Raw genomic sequence first — 16,604 nt, 5'->3', positions numbered from 1 at the left:
CGGCGCCGCGACCATGGGCGTCGCGGCAAGATGGGCCATCCATTTTTCACATTGGATGGGTTGGCTCGTATTCATTCCAACGTCATGGATTTCTGGAAGTTTCCGTATGCACCCGTTGAAGAAGCTGTTCGATCACGCCCGCACCTACCGCCGCGATGCATGGCTGGCCACGCTGTATTCGTCGCTGAACAAGCTGTTCGACGTGCTGCCCGAAGTGCTGATCGGGGTGGCGGTGGACGTGGTGGTCAGCCGCCAGGATTCCTTCCTCGCCCGGCTGGGCGTGGTGGAGGTGTCGTCGCAACTGGCGTGGCTGGGGGTGCTGACGGTGCTGATCTGGGCCGGCGAATCGCTGTTCCAGTACCTGTACTCGGTGGCGTGGCGCGATCTGGCGCAGAACCTGCAACACCGGCTGCGGCTGGAGGCGTATGCGCACGTGCAGCGGCTGGAGCTGTCGTGGTTCGAGAACCGCTCCAGCGGCAATCTGCTGTCGGTGATGAACGACGACATCAACCAGATGGAGCGCTTTCTCAACACCGGCGCCAACGCCATCATCCAGATCGTGATGTCGTCGCTGCTGATCGCGGCGGTGTTCTTCGCGCTGGCGCCCAAGCTGGCGCTGATCTCGCTGCTGCCGGTGCCGCTGATCCTGTGGGGCACCTTCTGGTTCCAGCGGCGGCTGGCGCCGCGCTATGCCGAGGTTCGCGAGGCGGCCGGGCGCATCAATGGCCGGCTCAACAACAACCTGTACGGCATCGCCACCATCAAGAGCTACGCCGCCGAGGATTTCGAAGCGGCCCACGTCGCCGCCGCCAGCACCGAGTACGTGCGCACCAACGCCGCGGCGATCCGGCTGTCCAGCGCCATCACCCCGGTAATCCGCATGGCGATCCTGGCCGGCTTCGTGGTGACGCTGGTGTACGGCGGCTGGATGGCGCTGCACGGCGAGATCGCCGTCGGCAGCTACAGCGTGCTGGTCTACCTCACCCAGCGCCTGCTCTGGCCGTTCACCGGGCTGGCCGAGATCGCCGACCTGTACCAGCGCTCGATGGCGTCGATCGAGCGGGTGCTGAACCTGATCCAGACCCCCATCGGCATCCCCTACGCCGGCGCGGCGCTGGCGCGCGACGCGGTGGCCGGCGAGGTGGTGTTCCGCAACGTGGATTTCAGCTACGACGGCCAGCGGCCGACGCTGTCCGCCATCGACCTGACGCTGCCGGCCGGACGCACCATCGGCTTCGTCGGCAGCACCGGCTCGGGCAAGAGCACGCTGATCAAGCTGCTGCTGCGCTTCTACGTACCCGGCGCCGGCCGGGTGGAGATCGACGGTCGCGACATCGGCGGGCTGGACTTGCAGGACCTGCGCCGCGCCATCGGCTACGTGCCGCAGGAGCCGTTCCTCACCGACGGCAGCGTGGCCGAGAACATCGCCTACGGCATGCCGCACGCCACCCCGGCGCAGATCGAAGCCGCCGCGCGCGCGGCCGAAGCGCACGACTTCATCGCCGCCCTGCCGCGCGGCTACGCCACCCCGGTGGGCGAGCGCGGGCAGAAACTGTCCGGCGGTCAGCGCCAGCGCATCGCCCTGGCGCGCGCCATCCTCAAGGACCCGCCGATCCTGATCCTGGACGAAGCCACCAGCGCCGTGGACAACGAAACCGAAGCCGCCATCCAGCGTTCGCTGGCGCGGGTGGCGCAAGGCCGCACCACGCTGGTGATCGCGCACCGGCTCTCCACCGTGCGCCACGCCGACGCCATCCACGTGCTGGAACACGGCCAGGTGGTGGAAAGCGGCACCCACGACCAACTGCTGGCCCACGGCGGCGCCTACGCCGGCTTGTGGCGCTTGCAGACCGGCGAGGTGGGGTGAAATTCGGGAAGGGAAAAAACCTGAACCCCAAATCTTGAAACACAGAGGACACGGAGAACACAGAGTTTCACAGAGAAAACCAAGAAGAGAGAGGCGAGAAACCGAAGGAAGAGCGCGCGCCGCATGGACTGCGGCAGTCAGGCCGATCGGGGTTCTCTCTTTGCCTTGGGTTTTCTCTGTGAAACTCTGTGTTCTCTGTGCTCTCTGTGGTTCAAGATTTGGGGTTTTTGCTACCCTTCGCCCTTCCTCTTCCCCCTTCTCCGCCTTCAATGCCCGACCTGATCCTGCTGTTCGTCGTTTCGCTGATCGCCAACACGCTGTCGTCGCTGGCCGGCGGGGGCGCGGGGTTGTTGCAGTTGCCGATCCTGCTGTTTCTCGGGCTGGCGTTTCCTGTGGCGTTGGCGACGCACAAGCTGGCGTCGGTGGCGCTGGGCGTGGGCGCGACGATGAAGCATCTGCGCGCCCGCACGCTGGACTGGCGCTTCTCGCTGGTGGTGCTGGCGTTCGGCCTGCCGGGGGTGTGGCTGGGCGCGCAACTGATCCTGGCGGTGCCGGAGCACGCGGCACTGCTGGCGCTGGCGGTACTGACCACCGGCCTGGGCGTGCATTCGCTGCTGTCGCCCGCGCACGGTCAGCATGCCGCGCCGCGCCACCGCCACGGCTGGCAGCTCTGGCTGGGCGGCGCGGTGCTGTTCGGCATCGGCATACTGAACGGCTCGCTCACCTCCGGCACCGGCCTGTTCGTCACGCTATGGCTGATCGGCTGGTTCGGCATGGACTACAAGCAGGCGGTCGCCTACACCCTGGTGCTGGTGGGGCTGTTCTGGAACGGCGCCGGCGCCATCGCGCTGGCGATGCAGGCCGGCATCCACTGGCCCTGGGTGCCGGTGCTGCTGGCCGCTTCCGTGCTCGGCGGCTACCTCGGCGCCCACTGGGGCCTGGCGCGCGGCAACCACACCATCAAGCGCGCCTTCGAGGCGGTCACCATCGCCACCGGGCTGTCGCTGTTCGCCAAGGCCTGGTTTTGAAGCGGGGCTTCAAAACCTGGGAAGGGAGAAGGGGGAAGAGGGAAGGGTAACTTCAAAGGCAACACCCACATCGCCGGCCGTGGTTGTGGCCGTTGCAGTTGCTTTTACCCTTCCCCCTTCCCTCTTCCCCCTTCCCAGGGGCGCTTCGCGCCCCTACTCCTTGCCACGCGTCTTGACCGGCGGGGCGCGGCGTTTGAGTACGGCCAGGGTGCGTTCGGTGCGCCTGGCCTGGTCGTCCAGGCCCTGTTGCAGCGCGCTCTGGGCGACGGCGGCCAGCGGCTTGACCAATTTGTCCACCCCGCGCGACAGCGCCTTGAACGCCGCGGCGTCGTCATGCGGCGGCAGCTCCTGCGCCAAGTGCGCCAGCAACGCGCCGAGCACGCCGTGGCGCAGCGACAGCGTATCCAGATCGGTGTCGCCCAGCAGGTCGGCGCGCAGGGCGTCGGCCAGGCCGCCGCTCTGTTCGTCCAGCGACAGCACGTCGTCGATCAGTGCCTCGGCGAAGCCGGGGCCGCGTTCCTTGCCGATCAGTTGCGCCGCCTCGCGGCCCAGGCCGACCAGGTCGCGCCAGTTGCGCAGGCGGTCGACTTCCAGCAGTTCCTCGATCAGCTTGGCGTTGAAGCGCACCGCCACCAGATCCCACAGCAGGCGGCACCACACGCGGTTGGCCGGTTGCAGCCACGCGGCGATGTTGCGGTAGTAGCCGTAGATCTTCTCCAGGTCGGCCGACGGGGTGAAGGTGCCGCTGCCCGGGGTGCCGCCGGACCACACGCCCAGGCCGGTGCGGCTGGTGCCGGTGGCGTCCAGGTTGGTGTTGACGTAGTGGTGCCAGGTGGAGTCGCAGACGATGCGGCCCGGACGCTGGGTCTGGCCGGCGTAGGGCTGGGCCAGCCGGCCGTCGTAGGCGCTGATCACGCCGAACATGCGCGGTCGTACCGGCGGCTTCCAGTAGCCGACGCGGTAGATCGCCCGCCCGCCCGAGACCGCGTAGGCCACGATCTCGGCGTTCTGCCGCGTGGACGGCGTGGCCGCCGACGGCTGGAATTCGGCGAAGTCGGGATTGGTGCGGGTGTACGTGTCGTCCAGCTGCGATGCGCTGGGCACACGGCAGATGCTTTCGTGCGGGTGGTCGGGCAGCACGTCCATGTCGTTGGCGAACAGGGCATCCACGCCCGTGCCCTCGGTACGCACCAGGGTGCCGCCCGGCAGGCGCAGCAGGGGATGGATCTCCGCCTTCCACAGGCTGCCGCTGGGCGTGACCTTGTAGTTGGGATAGATGCGCTGGGGGATGTTGTCCGACTGGTCGTCGAACTCGTAGACCCCGCCCGCGCCGGGATTGACCACGGTGTCGATGCGCTGCACCGCGGTGTCCACGTCGTCCTCGATGCCCATCGGGATGGCGCTCCATTCGCGCATGCGGCGGATGCGCGGCAGGTCGCCGCACAGGCCGTTGCCCAGCGTGGCATGGTCGCCGGTGGCGAACACGCCGCCGCCGGCGTTCATGAAGTTGGCGATCACCTGCACCTGGTTGTCCGGCAGCGCCGGGCCGTCGGCGATGCCGAACAGCCAGATCTGGTCGTAGTTGGCCACGGTGACCGCCGGGCTGGCGGTGGCGAAGTTGAAGTTGTTGGCGATGGTGTAGCTGTCGTCCTCGATGGCGATGCTGGCGGGGCTGTGCGAGCCGCGGTAGGCCAGCGTCAGCACCGGCTTGTTGGTCACGCCGGCGGCCACCGTCAGGCCGTGCAGGAAGCGCCACAGCCCGAAGTCGGAATTGGGGCGGTAGTTGAGGCTCGGCTCGGTGACGACGAGGATGCGCGGCCGACAGGGCCGGCCGAGCGCGATGACCTTGTCCAGGTCGAAGCGGGTCAGGCCCGCCTCCAGAACAGTGAACTTGCCCATGTTGTTGCTCCTTGCATGCGGGGCCATGGCCCCGGGAGTCGGATATCGCGGGCGAGCGGCCTTCGGGCGCGGCGGCGGCGCGCCGAGGCGACGCTCGCCGTGGAAGGTCGTAGCGCGCTGCTTCATGCCATGCGCATGACCGATCCACGCTATGTCATGCCCACGCGGGCGCAGCCTTTAAATTTCAGATACCTACTGAAAGCTGATGAACGTCGTCATTAGAGAATGATGTTATTGTCATTGCCGTGTAGGAAGTCGATGCGTGCAATCCGCCGCCAACCGGGCCGATGACACGGCGAGACGCCGTGTCGCGCCACGCGGCGCAAGCCGGGCCGCGTTGGCTGATGAGCCCAGAAAGCCACAAGGAAACCAACCGCCCTGTCCGCCGCCACTGGTCGGCGTCGCGCCACGCCGACGGATGGATGCGCCAGCGCCCGTCGACGTACGCGCGGTGCGATGGATCGCCCGGCGCGGCCGCTCACGCCAGCGTCGCCCGCGGCCATGCGCGAAGGCGCGGTCCGGCATCGGTCCGGCATCGCCGCAACCATCGGCCGCGCTTGCGGCCCGCCGTGCCGCTGCGGCACCATCGGACACCGTCCCGCCCATCCGCCGCCCCATGCTTCCCGAATCGTTCCAGCCGCACTACCACCTGCTGTCCCGACCGCTGCCCGACGCGCTGACGCTGAGCTTCGTCGGCGACACCCTGTTGCTGGAGGACGACCGCCCCGCCGCGCTGGCGCGGCTGCCGGCGCCGGAACTGCTGCTGCACATCGGCGACGACCACGGCCGGCCGATCCAGGCCGCCGGCTGGCGCGCGCTGGACGCCCTGCCGGCCGGCGTGGCCGCGCACGGCCTGCGCGGCAGCTACGGCCGGCTGGACGAGGCCGCGTGGCTGATGGCGGGGCGCGCCAGCCAGTTGCTCACCTTCCATCGCACCCATGCCTTCTGCGGCGTGTGCGGCCACGCCACCCGCGCGCTGGACGACGAGGCCAGCCGCCGCTGCGACGCCTGCGGCCACCAGGTGTGGCCGCGCGTCTCGCCGGCGATGATGGTGCTGGTGCGGCGCGGGCGCGAGCTGCTGCTGGCGCGCTCGCCGCACTTCCGCCCCGGCGTCTACAGCGCGCTGGCGGGCTTCGTCGAGCCGGGCGAAAGCCTGGAAGCCTGCGCCCACCGCGAAACGCTGGAGGAAGTGGGCGTGCGCATCGCCAACCTGCGCTGGTTCGGCAGCCAGAGCTGGGCCTTTCCGCACTCGCTGATGCTGGCGTTCGAGGCCGACTACGTCTCCGGCGACATCGTGCCCGAGGCCGGCGAGATCGAGGACGCCGGCTGGTTCACCCCCGAGCGCCTGCCCGATCTGCCCAGCCCCGGCAGCATCGCCTACCGCCTGATCCGCGCCGCCCTGGCGCGCTGAGCGCTCCGGCCGGCCAGCGGGCCGTCACAAAGGACGGGCGCAGCGGGGTGGATCGCCTCCTACACTGCTCGCTCGACCGTGCGGAGGTTTCCATGTCGTTCCAGACCAGGCTGGCGCGCGCCCAGGCGCTGCTCACGGCGGCCGGTATCCCAGAAAGTTCGCGCGCGCCCTGGCTGTGCCGGGTGGCATGGCGGATGGGCGTGCCGCTGCGCCCGCCGCACTTCCGCTCCTGGCCCGGCAACGTGATCTATCACGCCGTCTGGTTCGGCACCGTCTGGGGCGGCACCATGTGGCTGGTGATCTGGGGGCCGCAATCGATGTCGCCGCGGCTGGCCGTGTTCACCGCCGTCCTGACCGGCCTGCTGTTCGGCGTGGGGATGGCCGTGTTCTACGGTTACCAGGCGTGGCGGCTGCACCTGCCACCCTGGTCCGACCTGCCGGACTGAGCGCCGCGCTCAATCCCGCGGCACCCGCCACAGATACCACGCCGCCACCGTGCGGTACGGCGCCCACGGCTGCGCCAGCGCGCGCAGCGTCGCCGGGCCGGGCGCCGCCGCCAACCCCTTCAACCGCCGGTAGCCTTCGCGCACGCCGTAGTCGTCGGCCGGCAGCACGTCCAGCCGCGCCAGCGTGTAGATCAGCAGCATCTCCACCGTCCAGCGGCCGATACCGGGCAATGCGGTCAGGCGCGCCACCAGCGCCGCGTCGTCCAGCGTCCCGGCGGTGGCGCGGTCGGGCACCGTGCCGTCGAGCGTGCCGGCGGCGATGGCGCGCAGCGTAGCGGCCTTGCGCGCGGAAAAACCACAACCGCGCAGCGCCTCGTCGGACAAGGCCAGCAGGTCTGCCGGCATCGGGAACGGCGCGTGCGGCGTCAGCGCCGCCAGTCGCGCCAGGATGGCATCGCCGGCGCGGGCATGCAGTTGCTGGTAGGCCACCGCCCGCACCAGCGCCTCGTAGGGTTCGCGCGCCGGCTTGGGCTGGTGGCCGCACGGCCCGACCCGCGCCAGCAGTGCGGCCCAGTCGGCGTCGAGCGCGGCGAGGTGACTGCAAGCGGCAAGGTAGGCGTCGGTCATGGCGGCACGGTAAGGGGAAAACGCCATTCAAACAGCAAACCGCCGCGCCGTCGCTCCGCCGCTTGCCGTCGGCGCAAGCGCCGGAGTGCGTCCGCATCGGCGCCGGCGTACCGTGACGGTTTACCACCCGGCGGAGCCCCCATGCCCACCGACCTGTCCGCCCGCATCGGCGCGCTCGACTGGCCATGCCTGGAACAGCAACTGACCGAACGCGGCCACGCGCTCGTCCAAGCACTGCTCGACCCCGACACCTGCGCCGCGCTGGCCGCGCTCTACCCGCACACGACGCTGTTCCGCAGCCGCATCGACATGGCGCGCCACGGCTTCGGCCAAGGCGAATACCAGTACTTCGCCTATCCGCTGCCCGAGCCGGTCGCCACGCTGCGCGACGCCTTCTATCCGCCACTGTCCGTCATCGCCAACCGCTGGCACGCGGCCCTCGGACTACCGTTGCGCTACCCGGCCGCGCTGGCCGACTGGCTGGCGCGCTGCCACGCGGCGGGCCAGCGCCGCCCCACCCCGCTGCTGTTGCAATATGGCGAGGGCGACTACAACTGCCTGCATCAGGATCTGTACGGCGAGCACGTCTTTCCGTTGCAGGTGGCGATCCTGCTCAGCCGGCCCGGCGCCGACTTCGACGGCGGCGAGTTCGTCCTGACCGAGCAGCGCCCGCGCCGCCAGTCGCGCGCCGCCGTGGTGCAGCTGCGCCAGGGCGACGCGGTGATCTTCGCGGTGCATCACCGCCCGGCACAGGGCGGCCGCGGCATCCACCGCGCCACCTTGCGCCACGGTGTGAGCGAAGTGCGATGCGGCCGGCGCCATACTCTCGGATTGATCTTCCACGACGCCTCATGAACCTCGACCTGTTCGACCACCCCGACGAGCAACCGCACTGGCAGGAGCCGCTGGCCCCCGGCGCGGTGGTGCTGCGCGGGCTGGCGCTGACCGACCAGGAAGCGATCCTGGCCGCGTTGGCGCCGCTGATCGCGCGGGCGCCGTTCCGCCACCTGGTCACCCCGGGCGGCCACCGCATGTCGGTGGCGATGAGCAATTGCGGCCGCCTGGGCTGGGTAAGCGACGCGCGCGGCTACCGCTACAGCGGCATCGACCCCGACAGCGGCCGGCCCTGGCCGGCGATCCCCGCGCCGTGGCTGGCCCTGGCCCTCGACGCCGCCCGCCGCGCCGGATTCCCCGACTTCGACCCGCAGGCGTGCCTGATCAACCGCTACCAGCCCGGCGCGCGGCTGACGCTGCATCAGGATCGCAACGAGCACCAGCTCGGCCAACCCATCGTCTCGGTGTCGCTGGGCCTGCCGGCGGTGTTCCTGTTCGGCGGCGACCAGCGCACCGATCCCACGCGGCGCATTCCGCTGGCGCACGGCGACGTGGTGGTATGGGGCGGCCCGGCGCGGATGCGGTATCACGGGGTGTTGCCGGTGAAGGCGGGGGTGCATCCGTTGTTGGGGGAGTGTCGGGTTAATCTGACTTTTCGGCAGGTGAATTAGGGGGGTGGTTGTGGTTGCAACTGCAACTGCTTTGAACCCCTGCTAGCGCCTGCGGCGCGGATGGCTTGACGCCCTCAACGGCCGGGCGGGCCGGTTCATTTCTTTTGCACGGCCAAAAGAAACGAACCAAAGAAAAGGCCGCCCCGCATACGCGCCCCTTCGGGGTTCCCTCGCGCCGGACAATCGGGTCGGCGGCTGCGAAACTCGGTCGCTGCGCGCCCTCAGACAGTCCTCGCCGAAACCCCGCCCCGCTTGTCCTCTACTCGGCGCTGCTGAGGGGCCCCGGGCAGACCATCCACTCCCCCAGCCCCTCCCCTTGAAGGGAAGGGGTGACGTGTGCGACGGCCAGCAGACGCACGCGCGCCTTTTGCCGACCCAAAAGTACAAGCCCGCGTTTGTTTTTTTCCCGCTTCCCGTCGCACCCAACGGGGGTTCCTCCCGTTACGTGGCGCCGAGGAGGGAGCGAGACCTTAGGCTCACGACCGACGCAGGGTACCCCGGAGGGGCGCAAACGCGGGGCTCCTTTTCTTTGGTTCGTTTCTTTTGGAGAAGCAAAAGAAATGAACCGGCCCGCCCGGTCGCGAAGGGCATCAAGCAACCGCGCCGCAGGCGCTAGGCGGTTAAGGTCGTTGAAGTTGAAGTTGCAACCTCAAAACAGTCCCCAACCCACAGGGGTAAACTGACGCCCCCGCGCCACATAACCTTCCCTCCTATGCCCTTCACCGCCCTCGGCCTGATCCCCGCACTCGCCCGCGCCGCGCAGCAACAACAATTCCACACCCCCACCCCGATCCAGGCGGCGGCGATTCCCGCCGTCCTGCAAGGGCGCGACGTGCTGCTCCAGGCGCGTACCGGGTCGGGCAAGACGGCGGCGTTCGGGTTGCCGCTGCTGCAACGGGTGCACGACGCGCGGGGCGATGGGCCGCGGCGGTGGCGTGGGCTGGTGCTGGCGCCGACGCGCGAACTGGCGATGCAGATCGGCGCCACGCTGACGGCGCTGGCGGCGCAGCTGCCACGGCCGCTCAAGATCATGACGGTATACGGCGGGGTCTCGATCAATCCGCAGATGATGGCGTTGCGCGGCGGCGCCGATATCGTCGTCGCCACGCCGGGACGGCTGCTGGACCTGCTCGACCGCAACGCCCTGCGCGCCGACGACGTGGCGACCGTGGTGCTGGACGAAGCGGACCGCCTGCTGGACCTGGGCTTCGCCGACGAACTGGCGGACATCCTGGCGCAACTGCCGGCCACGCGGCAGACGCTGCTGTGCTCGGCCACCCTGCCCACCCAGGTGGACACGCTGGCCGCCAGCCAGCTGCGCGACCCCTGCCGCGTCGCGCCGGACGACGCCCCCCAGGACCTGGCGGCGATCGAGCAACGCGCCATCGCCGTCGATACCGCGCGCCGCGCGGCGCTGCTGGTGCACCTGCTGCGCGAAACAGGCTGGGCGCAGGCGCTGGTGTTCGTCGCCACCCAGCACACCACCGAGCACCTGGCGGCCAAGCTGGCGCAGGCCGGTATCGCGGCGGCGGCGTTCCATGGCGATCTTGGCCAGGGGCGGCGCATCCAGGTGCTGTCCGACTTCAAGGCCGGACGGCTGCCGGTGGTGATCTGCACCGACGTGGCGGCGCGCGGCATCGACATCGCGCAACTGCCCGCCGTGGTCAACTACGACCTGCCGCGCTCGACCGCCGACTATGTGCACCGCATCGGCCGCACCGGCCGCGCCGGCGAACACGGCGTGGCGGTCAGCTTCGTCGCCCCCGGCCACGAGGCGCACTGGCAACTGATCGAAAAGCGCCAGGGCCGGCGCGTCCCGCGCGAGATCGTCGCCGGCTTCGAACCCAAGGAAACCACCCCCACCACCCCCGGCCCCGGCGGCATCAAGGGCCGGCGCAAGAGCAAGAAGGACAAACTGCGGGAGGCTGCTGCGGCGGCGGGGGGAAACCCCAAATCTTGAACCACAGAGGACACGGAGAACACAGAGGGGTCACTGAGAAAACCGTACCCTCGAACACCCAACTCTCTTTGGGGTTCTCTGTGCAACTCCGTGTTCTCACTGTCCTCTGTGGTTCAAGATTTGGGGTTACCTCCAGGTTGAGGACTACTTCCCCCGCCGCCACCCCAGCACCGCGAACGCCAGTGCGCCCGCCACCAGTCCCCAGAACGCCGAACCGATGCCGAACAGCGTCACGCCCGAGGCGGTGACCAGGAAGGTGATCAGCGCCGGTTCGCGCTGCGCTTCGTCCCTCACCGCGGCGGCCAAGCCGTTGCCGATGGTGTTGATCAGCGCCAGCCCGGCCAGCGCCAGCACCAGTTCCTTGGGGAATGCGGCGAACAGCGCGGCGACGGTGACGCCGAACAGGCCGACGATCAGGTAGAACACCCCGGCGGCGATGGCGGCGGTGTAGCGCTTGGCCGGGTCCTCGTGCGCCTCCGGCCCCATGCAGATCGCCGCGGTGATGGCGGCCAGGTTGAGCGCGAAGGCGCCGAACGGCGCCAGCAGCGTGGCCACCACGCCGGTGGTGGCGATGATGGGCGAGATCGGCGGGTGATAGCCCGACGCCTTCAGCACCGCCACGCCCGGCACGTTCTGCGATGCCATGGTCACCAGGAACAACGGCAAGGCCACGCTCAGCACCGCCTGCCATGACAGCGCCGGCAGGGTGAACACGGGCGCGGCCAGCTGCCAGCGCACGCCGCCCAGGTGCAACTGGCCCTGTATCGCCGCCACCGCCACGCCGACCAGCAGCACCGCCACGATGGCGTAGCGCGGCCACAGCCGGCGCAGCAGCAGGTAGGTGGCGAGCATGGCGCCGACCAGCGCCAGCTGGGTGCCCAGGCTGACGAAGGCCGCCATGCCGAAACGCAACAGCACGCCGGCCAGCATCGCCGAGGCGATCGCCACCGGGATGCGCGCCATCGCGCGCTCGAACCAGCCGCTGGCGCCGGCCAGCACGATCAGCAGCCCGCACAGGATGAAGGCGCCGATGGCCTCGGGCATGGTCACCCCCGCCACGCTGGTCACCAGCATGGCCGCGCCCGGGGTGGACCACGCCGTCACCACCGGCACCCGGTAGCGCAGCGACAGCCCGATGCAGGTGACGCCCATCGCCAGCCCCAGCGCCCACATCCACGAGGCGATCTGGGCCGGCGTGGCCCCCAGCGCCTGCGCCGCCTGGAACACGATCACCGCCGAACTGGTGAAGCCGACCAGCACGGTGACGAAACCGGCCACCACGGCCGACAGCGAGAAATCCTGGAGCAGACGCATCGGGGCAGCCCTGCGCAATGACGATGGCGCATTGTGGCAAGGCGGCTACGCTTCGACCTAGTTACAGCTTCCCTGCGCCGCCGCCGATACACCGCGTCATCGCGGCGTCACCGGCGGCGCCGATGCTGACCGCCCCACTCGCCGGAGCCCCCGTCATGATCCTTCGCCGGACCTGCCTGCTGGCCCTGCTGTCGCTGCTCGCCGGCTGCGCCACGCCGCAGCCGGCACCGTACCGGCTGACCATCGCGCACCTGAACGACGTGCATTCCCACCTCGACCCGGAGCCCGTCACGCTGCCGCTGCGCGGCGCCGACGGCGTGCGGCGGCCGGTGACGCTCAGCCACGGCGGATTTGCCCGCGCCGCCGCCGCCATCGCCGCGATCCGCGCCGCCGAGCCGAACGTGCTGGCACTGCACGCCGGCGACGCGCTCACCGGCGATCTCTACTTCAACCTGAACGATGGCCGCGCCGACGCCGCGCTGATGAACACGGTGTGCTTCGACGCGATGACGCTGGGCAACCACGAGTTCGACCACGGCGATGGCGGCCTGAAGCGCTTCCTCGATGCCCTGGGCGAAGGCCCGTGCCATACCCCGGTGCTCAGCGCCAACGCGCGCTTCGGCCCCGCCTCGCCACTGAACCCGGCCGTCGCGCCCGGCGCGGTGCGGCCGGCGGTGGTGCTGACGCGCGGGGGCCGGCGCATCGGCGTGATCGGCCTGACCGTGGCCGCCAAGACCCAATACGCCTCGCGCCCCGATCCGGGCACCACCTTCGCCGACGAGGCCGCCAGCGCCCAGGCGCAGATCGACCGGCTGCGCGCGCAGGGGGTGGACAGGATCGTGCTGCTCAGCCACCTGGGCTACCAACGCGAACAGGCGCTGGCCGGCCGCCTGAACGGCGTGGACGTGATCGTCGGCGGCGATTCGCACACCCTGCTCGGCCCCGCCACGCTGGCAGACTACGGCCTGACGCCGGACGGCCCCTACCCGACCGAAGTCAGCGACGCGCGCGGCAGGCGCGTCTGCGTGGTCCAGGCGTGGCAGTACGCCTACATGGTCGGCGAACTGACGGTCGATTTCGACGCCGCGGGCGATGTACTGCACTGCGGCGGCCAGCCGTGGCTGCTGCTGGGCGACGACCTGCGCCGCGATGGCAAGCCGGTGGGCGACGCCGACCGCGCCGCCATGCTGGCCGACCTGGCCGCCAGCGACGCGCTGCGGGTGATCGCCCCCGACGCGCGGGCCGAAGCAGTGCTGGCGCCGTACCGCGCCGCGCGGCTGCACTTCGGCGACCAGGTGGTCGCGCTGGCGACCCGGAATTTGTGTCTGCGCCGCGTACCCGGCCGGCGCCTCGATCCGTCGCGCTCCACGCTGGGCGACGCCTGCGACCGCCAGCCACGGGTGATCGCCCACGGCGGCGACGTGCAGCAGCGCGTGGCCGAAGCGTTCCTGCAACAGGGGCGGCGCTTTGGCGGCGCGGACGTGGCGCTGGTCAACGGCGGCGGGGTGCGGGTGGACCTGCCGCAAGGCGAGGTGCGGGTGCGCGACGTGTATGCGCTGTTGCCGTTCAGGAACACGCTGGTGCGGCTGACCCTGCGCGGCGACGAATTGCAGGCGGCGCTGGAGGACGCGCTCGACCCCATCGTCGATCCGGCGCAGCGCAGCAGCGGCGGCTATCCCTACGCCGCCGGGCTGCGCTGGCACGTCGATCCGAACCAGCCGCGCGGCCAACGCTTCTCGCAGCTGGAGATCGCGCGCGACGGCCAATGGCAGCCGCTGGAGCCGGCCACGCAGTACCGGCTGATCGTCTCCGACTTCCTGGCCGACGGCGGCGACCGCTACGCCACCCTGGCGACGATCCGCGGCGAGCGGCGACTCGACCTGGGGCTGGACTACGCCGAAGCGTTCCTGCGTTACCTGGCCGACCAGCCCGGCACCCCGCCACGGCTGACCCCGCCGGACGAGGACGGATTCAGCACGCGGAGGTTCGTCGATCTGCAACCTTCGCCGGAAGAACCTCGCCAGCCATGACTTTCATCAGCCAAGAAAAAGCCCACCGGCGACGGTGGGCTTTTTCTTGGGGCGAGCGGGCTCGGATCAATCTGGATTAGTACGGGGCATCGTGTATTTCACCCCATTCACCACGCGCCAGGCCAAGTCGACCTTGACTACCGTGTGACGATCGAAATCATTGGAGCCCCATTCCCCTTCCTCGCGATAAATCACCCCCACCCGGGGCACGGACCAGGTCGTGATGAGTTCCCGTGTGAAATCCTTGATGACGTAGCCATCTGGCAGCACGGCATGAAAACGCCGTTCATTGACGAGCTTGCATGCATGAACCTCCCCCATCAGCCCCGTTTGAACCGCCTCCAAGCCATCGTAGCGATAGCTGATCTCGTACATCCCGAATCTAGTTGGCGCGCCCCCAGATACGATCTCCCAAACGCCATAGGAAGGCAGCGCCATCGTTTCACCCTTGGCCAGCAAGGCTTTCTCGGCAGTGCTAAGTTCCCGCGATTCGATGCCGTTGAAGGTCCCATTGCGCCCCAGATAGCGCCCATCCGCCCCATAGAATGTGGTTTTAAGCAGCGGCGGCGCATTGTATGGATAGCCCGGCTGAGACGCGAAAACCGTCTCTCGCGACTGCGCATTTTCGTAAAAAACCAAGCCAGTGTGACGTGTCTCCGCCATGACCTGCTGAGCAACGGTGGTCTCTCCAGATTCATTGACCCAACTCGTGGTACGCGGTGGGAACTCGTATTCGCGACTATTCAAATAGCGCGCACCATTCCAGTTACCGCTGCTTGGCTCGAAGCCGGTCCATTCGTTCACGTGAACATCCGCCACGGCAATCGGCTCACTGGCCGTCACCGATACCGGCGCACTCGCAACACCGGCAGGCAGACTGGCCAGTTGCTCCAGGCACTGGCCGTAGGTTTCGGGAATTTTTGGCGGAGGCGATGGTTCCGATGGAACCGGAGGTACCGTGGCGTCGCCACTTCCGCCGCAAGCCGCCAATGCCCCCGCCAGCACAGCGATTGCACAATAGATCACTCCCTGGCGCGTACCGTATTTCGACATCACATACTCCCTCATATATTCGATCAGCAAGTCCCATTGCGATCTCCGAAACACTATCCCGGACACCCCATAAATTACTCATTGTTTGCTATCAAATTTCTGGAAAAAACATTTTATTTAACAGCTGCTCGTAATCGGCGCAGTGATTTGCCCCAAGTTATCTGAACATCACGTAACTTGACCCTATCTTCCCAGCGCTGCTAGCTTGCAACCATGACGCGCCGCAATATCCATATCACCCCGAAAACCGCCGGCTGGCTGATCCGCCCGCCGCGGTAGCGCGTCCGTTCTCGTCGCCACCGTGGAAATCCCGACCGCGGTGTGTGCCTTCTGCTCCATCGCGGTTCGCCCAATACAGGAACCGCCATGCCCGATTCGACCGCTCCAGCCTCCGCCTTCCGCATGGGCGTCGCGCTCGCCGTGTTCGCCGCCGTCGGCTTCGCCTCCAAGGCGATCTTCGTCAAGCTGGCCTATCGCTTCCACGTGGACGCGATCACGCTGCTGACGCTGCGGCTGCTGCTGGCGTTGCCGTTCCTGCTGCTGGTGCGGTTGTGGCGCCGCAGCCCCGCGTCGCCGCTGGCGTGGCGCGACCGCTGGTGGCTGTTGCTGCTGGGGCTGCTGGGCTACTACCTGTCCAGCCTGCTCGACTTCCTGGGGCTGGTGACGGTCAGCGCCAGCCTGGAACGGCTGATCCTGATGCTCTATCCCACCTTCACCGTGCTGCTGTCGGCGTGGCTGCTCAAGCAGCGCCTCACCGCGCGCGTGGTCGGCGCGCTGGCGCTGACCTATGCCGGGATGATCCTGGTACTGGTGCCCGACCTGGCCAACGCCCGCGCGCAATGGAGCGGCGTGGTGCTGGTATTCCTGTCCACGCTGTCCTACGCGCTATACCTGACCTGGAGCCCGGCGGTGATCGCCCGGGTGGGGGCGATGCGCTTCACCGAGCTGGCGCTGACAGTATCCGCGCTGGCGATGGGCACGCACTTCGCCGCCACCCGCCCGCTGGCCGACCTGCTCCAGCCGTGGCCGGTGCTGGCCTACGCGCTGGCCATCGCCATCGTCGCCACCGTGCTGCCGATCTATGCGCTGGCCGGCGCCATCGGCCGCATCGGCAGCAGCCGCGCCGCCATCATCGGCAGCCTGGGCCCCGTGCTGACCATCGTGCTGAGCCTGGGCGTGCTGGACGAACACCTCGGCCCGATCCAGTGGCTGGGCGCGGCGGTGGTGATCGGCGGGGTGTGGATCGTGGGGAAGCGGCGGTGAGGGCATCCCTCAAACCTTGGCCAGACCCCAAATCTTGAACCACAGAGAACACGGAGAACACAGAGGGGTCACTGAGAAAACCGTACCCGAAACACCCAAAACGCTTTGGGGTCCTCTGTGTATCTCCGTGTTCTCACTGTCCTCTGTGGTTCAAGGTTTAGGGTTCATCCGTGCAAACCCGAACTTTTCGCACCGATCCAC

13 protein-coding genes are annotated in these 16,604 nt (G+C 68.9%); 9 read left to right on the top strand and 4 right to left on the bottom strand.

The annotated features are described in order from the left end of the window. Positions 1-106: 106 nt before the first annotated feature. The gene (locus C556_RS0114285; protein WP_018748935.1) at positions 107-1,867 is read left to right on the top strand and encodes an ABC transporter ATP-binding protein; all 1,761 of its coding nucleotides are present in this window, start codon (positions 107-109) and stop codon (positions 1,865-1,867) included. Between the two features lie 269 nt (positions 1,868-2,136). Then, positions 2,137-2,895: a sulfite exporter TauE/SafE family protein gene (locus tag C556_RS0114280; RefSeq protein ID WP_018748934.1), complete on the top strand. Its 759-nt coding sequence runs from the start codon at positions 2,137-2,139 to the stop codon at positions 2,893-2,895. Between the two features lie 153 nt (positions 2,896-3,048). On the opposite strand, the gene C556_RS0114275 is transcribed toward C556_RS0114280, so the two are convergent. Next, positions 3,049-4,794, bottom strand: a complete 1,746-nt coding sequence (locus C556_RS0114275; RefSeq protein ID WP_018748933.1) for a hypothetical protein — start codon at positions 4,792-4,794, stop codon at positions 3,049-3,051. 616 nt (positions 4,795-5,410) lie between these two features. Here C556_RS0114275 and nudC point away from each other — a divergent pair. Next, positions 5,411-6,205, top strand: coding sequence for an NAD(+) diphosphatase (gene nudC / locus C556_RS20530; protein WP_018748932.1), 795 nt, complete (start codon positions 5,411-5,413; stop codon positions 6,203-6,205). Between the two features lie 92 nt (positions 6,206-6,297). Further along, positions 6,298-6,651, top strand: a complete 354-nt coding sequence (locus C556_RS0114265) for a DUF6404 family protein (protein ID WP_018748931.1) — start codon at positions 6,298-6,300, stop codon at positions 6,649-6,651. A 9-nt stretch (positions 6,652-6,660) separates the two neighbouring features. On the opposite strand, the gene C556_RS0114260 is transcribed toward C556_RS0114265, so the two are convergent. Then, positions 6,661-7,278 carry a DNA-3-methyladenine glycosylase family protein gene (locus C556_RS0114260; protein ID WP_018748930.1) on the bottom strand — a complete coding sequence of 206 codons (618 nt, stop codon included), beginning with the start codon at positions 7,276-7,278 and terminating at the stop codon, positions 6,661-6,663. A gap of 141 nt (positions 7,279-7,419) precedes the next feature. On the opposite strand from C556_RS0114260, the gene C556_RS0114255 reads away from it, so the two are divergent. The 3 genes from C556_RS0114255 to C556_RS0114245 all read left to right on the top strand — a co-directional run bounded on the left by C556_RS0114255 (position 7,420) and on the right by C556_RS0114245 (position 10,743). Continuing rightward, entirely contained in the window at positions 7,420-8,133 is a 714-nt protein-coding gene (locus C556_RS0114255; RefSeq protein ID WP_018748929.1) for a 2OG-Fe(II) oxygenase, read from the top strand. Continuing rightward, positions 8,130-8,783, top strand: a complete 654-nt coding sequence (gene alkB, locus C556_RS0114250; RefSeq protein WP_018748928.1) for a DNA oxidative demethylase AlkB — start codon at positions 8,130-8,132, stop codon at positions 8,781-8,783. The genes C556_RS0114255 and alkB overlap by 4 nt, the downstream gene beginning before the upstream one ends. A gap of 712 nt (positions 8,784-9,495) precedes the next feature. Further along, positions 9,496-10,743: a DEAD/DEAH box helicase gene (locus C556_RS0114245; RefSeq protein ID WP_018748927.1), complete on the top strand. Its 1,248-nt coding sequence runs from the start codon at positions 9,496-9,498 to the stop codon at positions 10,741-10,743. Between the two features lie 144 nt (positions 10,744-10,887). On the opposite strand, the gene C556_RS0114240 is transcribed toward C556_RS0114245, so the two are convergent. Beyond that, on the bottom strand, positions 10,888-12,057 hold the full coding sequence (locus C556_RS0114240) for a benzoate/H(+) symporter BenE family transporter (RefSeq protein ID WP_018748926.1): 1,170 nt from the start codon (positions 12,055-12,057) through the stop codon (positions 10,888-10,890). A 155-nt stretch (positions 12,058-12,212) separates the two neighbouring features. Between C556_RS0114240 and C556_RS0114230 the strand changes: the two genes are divergently transcribed. Continuing rightward, positions 12,213-14,087, top strand: coding sequence for a bifunctional metallophosphatase/5'-nucleotidase (locus C556_RS0114230; protein WP_018748924.1), 1,875 nt, complete (start codon positions 12,213-12,215; stop codon positions 14,085-14,087). Positions 14,088-14,153: 66 nt separating this feature from the next. On the opposite strand, the gene C556_RS23145 is transcribed toward C556_RS0114230, so the two are convergent. After that, entirely contained in the window at positions 14,154-15,170 is a 1,017-nt protein-coding gene (locus tag C556_RS23145) for a hypothetical protein (RefSeq protein ID WP_157236194.1), read from the bottom strand. Positions 15,171-15,506: 336 nt separating this feature from the next. Between C556_RS23145 and C556_RS0114220 the strand changes: the two genes are divergently transcribed. Continuing rightward, positions 15,507-16,403 carry a DMT family transporter gene (locus C556_RS0114220; protein WP_018748922.1) on the top strand — a complete coding sequence of 299 codons (897 nt, stop codon included), beginning with the start codon at positions 15,507-15,509 and terminating at the stop codon, positions 16,401-16,403. Positions 16,404-16,604: the final 201 nt, after the last annotated feature.

The sequence above is a fragment of the Chitiniphilus shinanonensis DSM 23277 genome (genome assembly GCF_000374805.1).
Lineage (GTDB): Bacteria > Pseudomonadota > Gammaproteobacteria > Burkholderiales > Chitinibacteraceae > Chitiniphilus > Chitiniphilus shinanonensis.
Note: the sequence above shows the minus strand (reverse complement) of the source record. Positions and strands in the feature narration are given on the sequence as shown.

What these genes read in the sequence shown, in the direction of transcription:
- C556_RS0114285 (WP_018748935.1), top strand. Translation starts at nt 107, where the DNA reads ATGCACCCGTTGAAGAAGCTGTTCGATCACGCCCGCACCTACCGCCGC.
- C556_RS0114280 (WP_018748934.1), top strand. Translation starts at nt 2,137, where the DNA reads ATGCCCGACCTGATCCTGCTGTTCGTCGTTTCGCTGATCGCCAACACG.
- C556_RS0114275 (WP_018748933.1), bottom strand. Translation starts at nt 4,794, where the DNA reads ATGGGCAAGTTCACTGTTCTGGAGGCGGGCCTGACCCGCTTCGACCTG.
- nudC (WP_018748932.1), top strand. Translation starts at nt 5,411, where the DNA reads ATGCTTCCCGAATCGTTCCAGCCGCACTACCACCTGCTGTCCCGACCG.
- C556_RS0114265 (WP_018748931.1), top strand. Translation starts at nt 6,298, where the DNA reads ATGTCGTTCCAGACCAGGCTGGCGCGCGCCCAGGCGCTGCTCACGGCG.
- C556_RS0114260 (WP_018748930.1), bottom strand. Translation starts at nt 7,278, where the DNA reads ATGACCGACGCCTACCTTGCCGCTTGCAGTCACCTCGCCGCGCTCGAC.
- C556_RS0114255 (WP_018748929.1), top strand. Translation starts at nt 7,420, where the DNA reads ATGCCCACCGACCTGTCCGCCCGCATCGGCGCGCTCGACTGGCCATGC.
- alkB (WP_018748928.1), top strand. Translation starts at nt 8,130, where the DNA reads ATGAACCTCGACCTGTTCGACCACCCCGACGAGCAACCGCACTGGCAG.
- C556_RS0114245 (WP_018748927.1), top strand. Translation starts at nt 9,496, where the DNA reads ATGCCCTTCACCGCCCTCGGCCTGATCCCCGCACTCGCCCGCGCCGCG.
- C556_RS0114240 (WP_018748926.1), bottom strand. Translation starts at nt 12,057, where the DNA reads ATGCGTCTGCTCCAGGATTTCTCGCTGTCGGCCGTGGTGGCCGGTTTC.
- C556_RS0114230 (WP_018748924.1), top strand. Translation starts at nt 12,213, where the DNA reads ATGATCCTTCGCCGGACCTGCCTGCTGGCCCTGCTGTCGCTGCTCGCC.
- C556_RS0114220 (WP_018748922.1), top strand. Translation starts at nt 15,507, where the DNA reads ATGCCCGATTCGACCGCTCCAGCCTCCGCCTTCCGCATGGGCGTCGCG.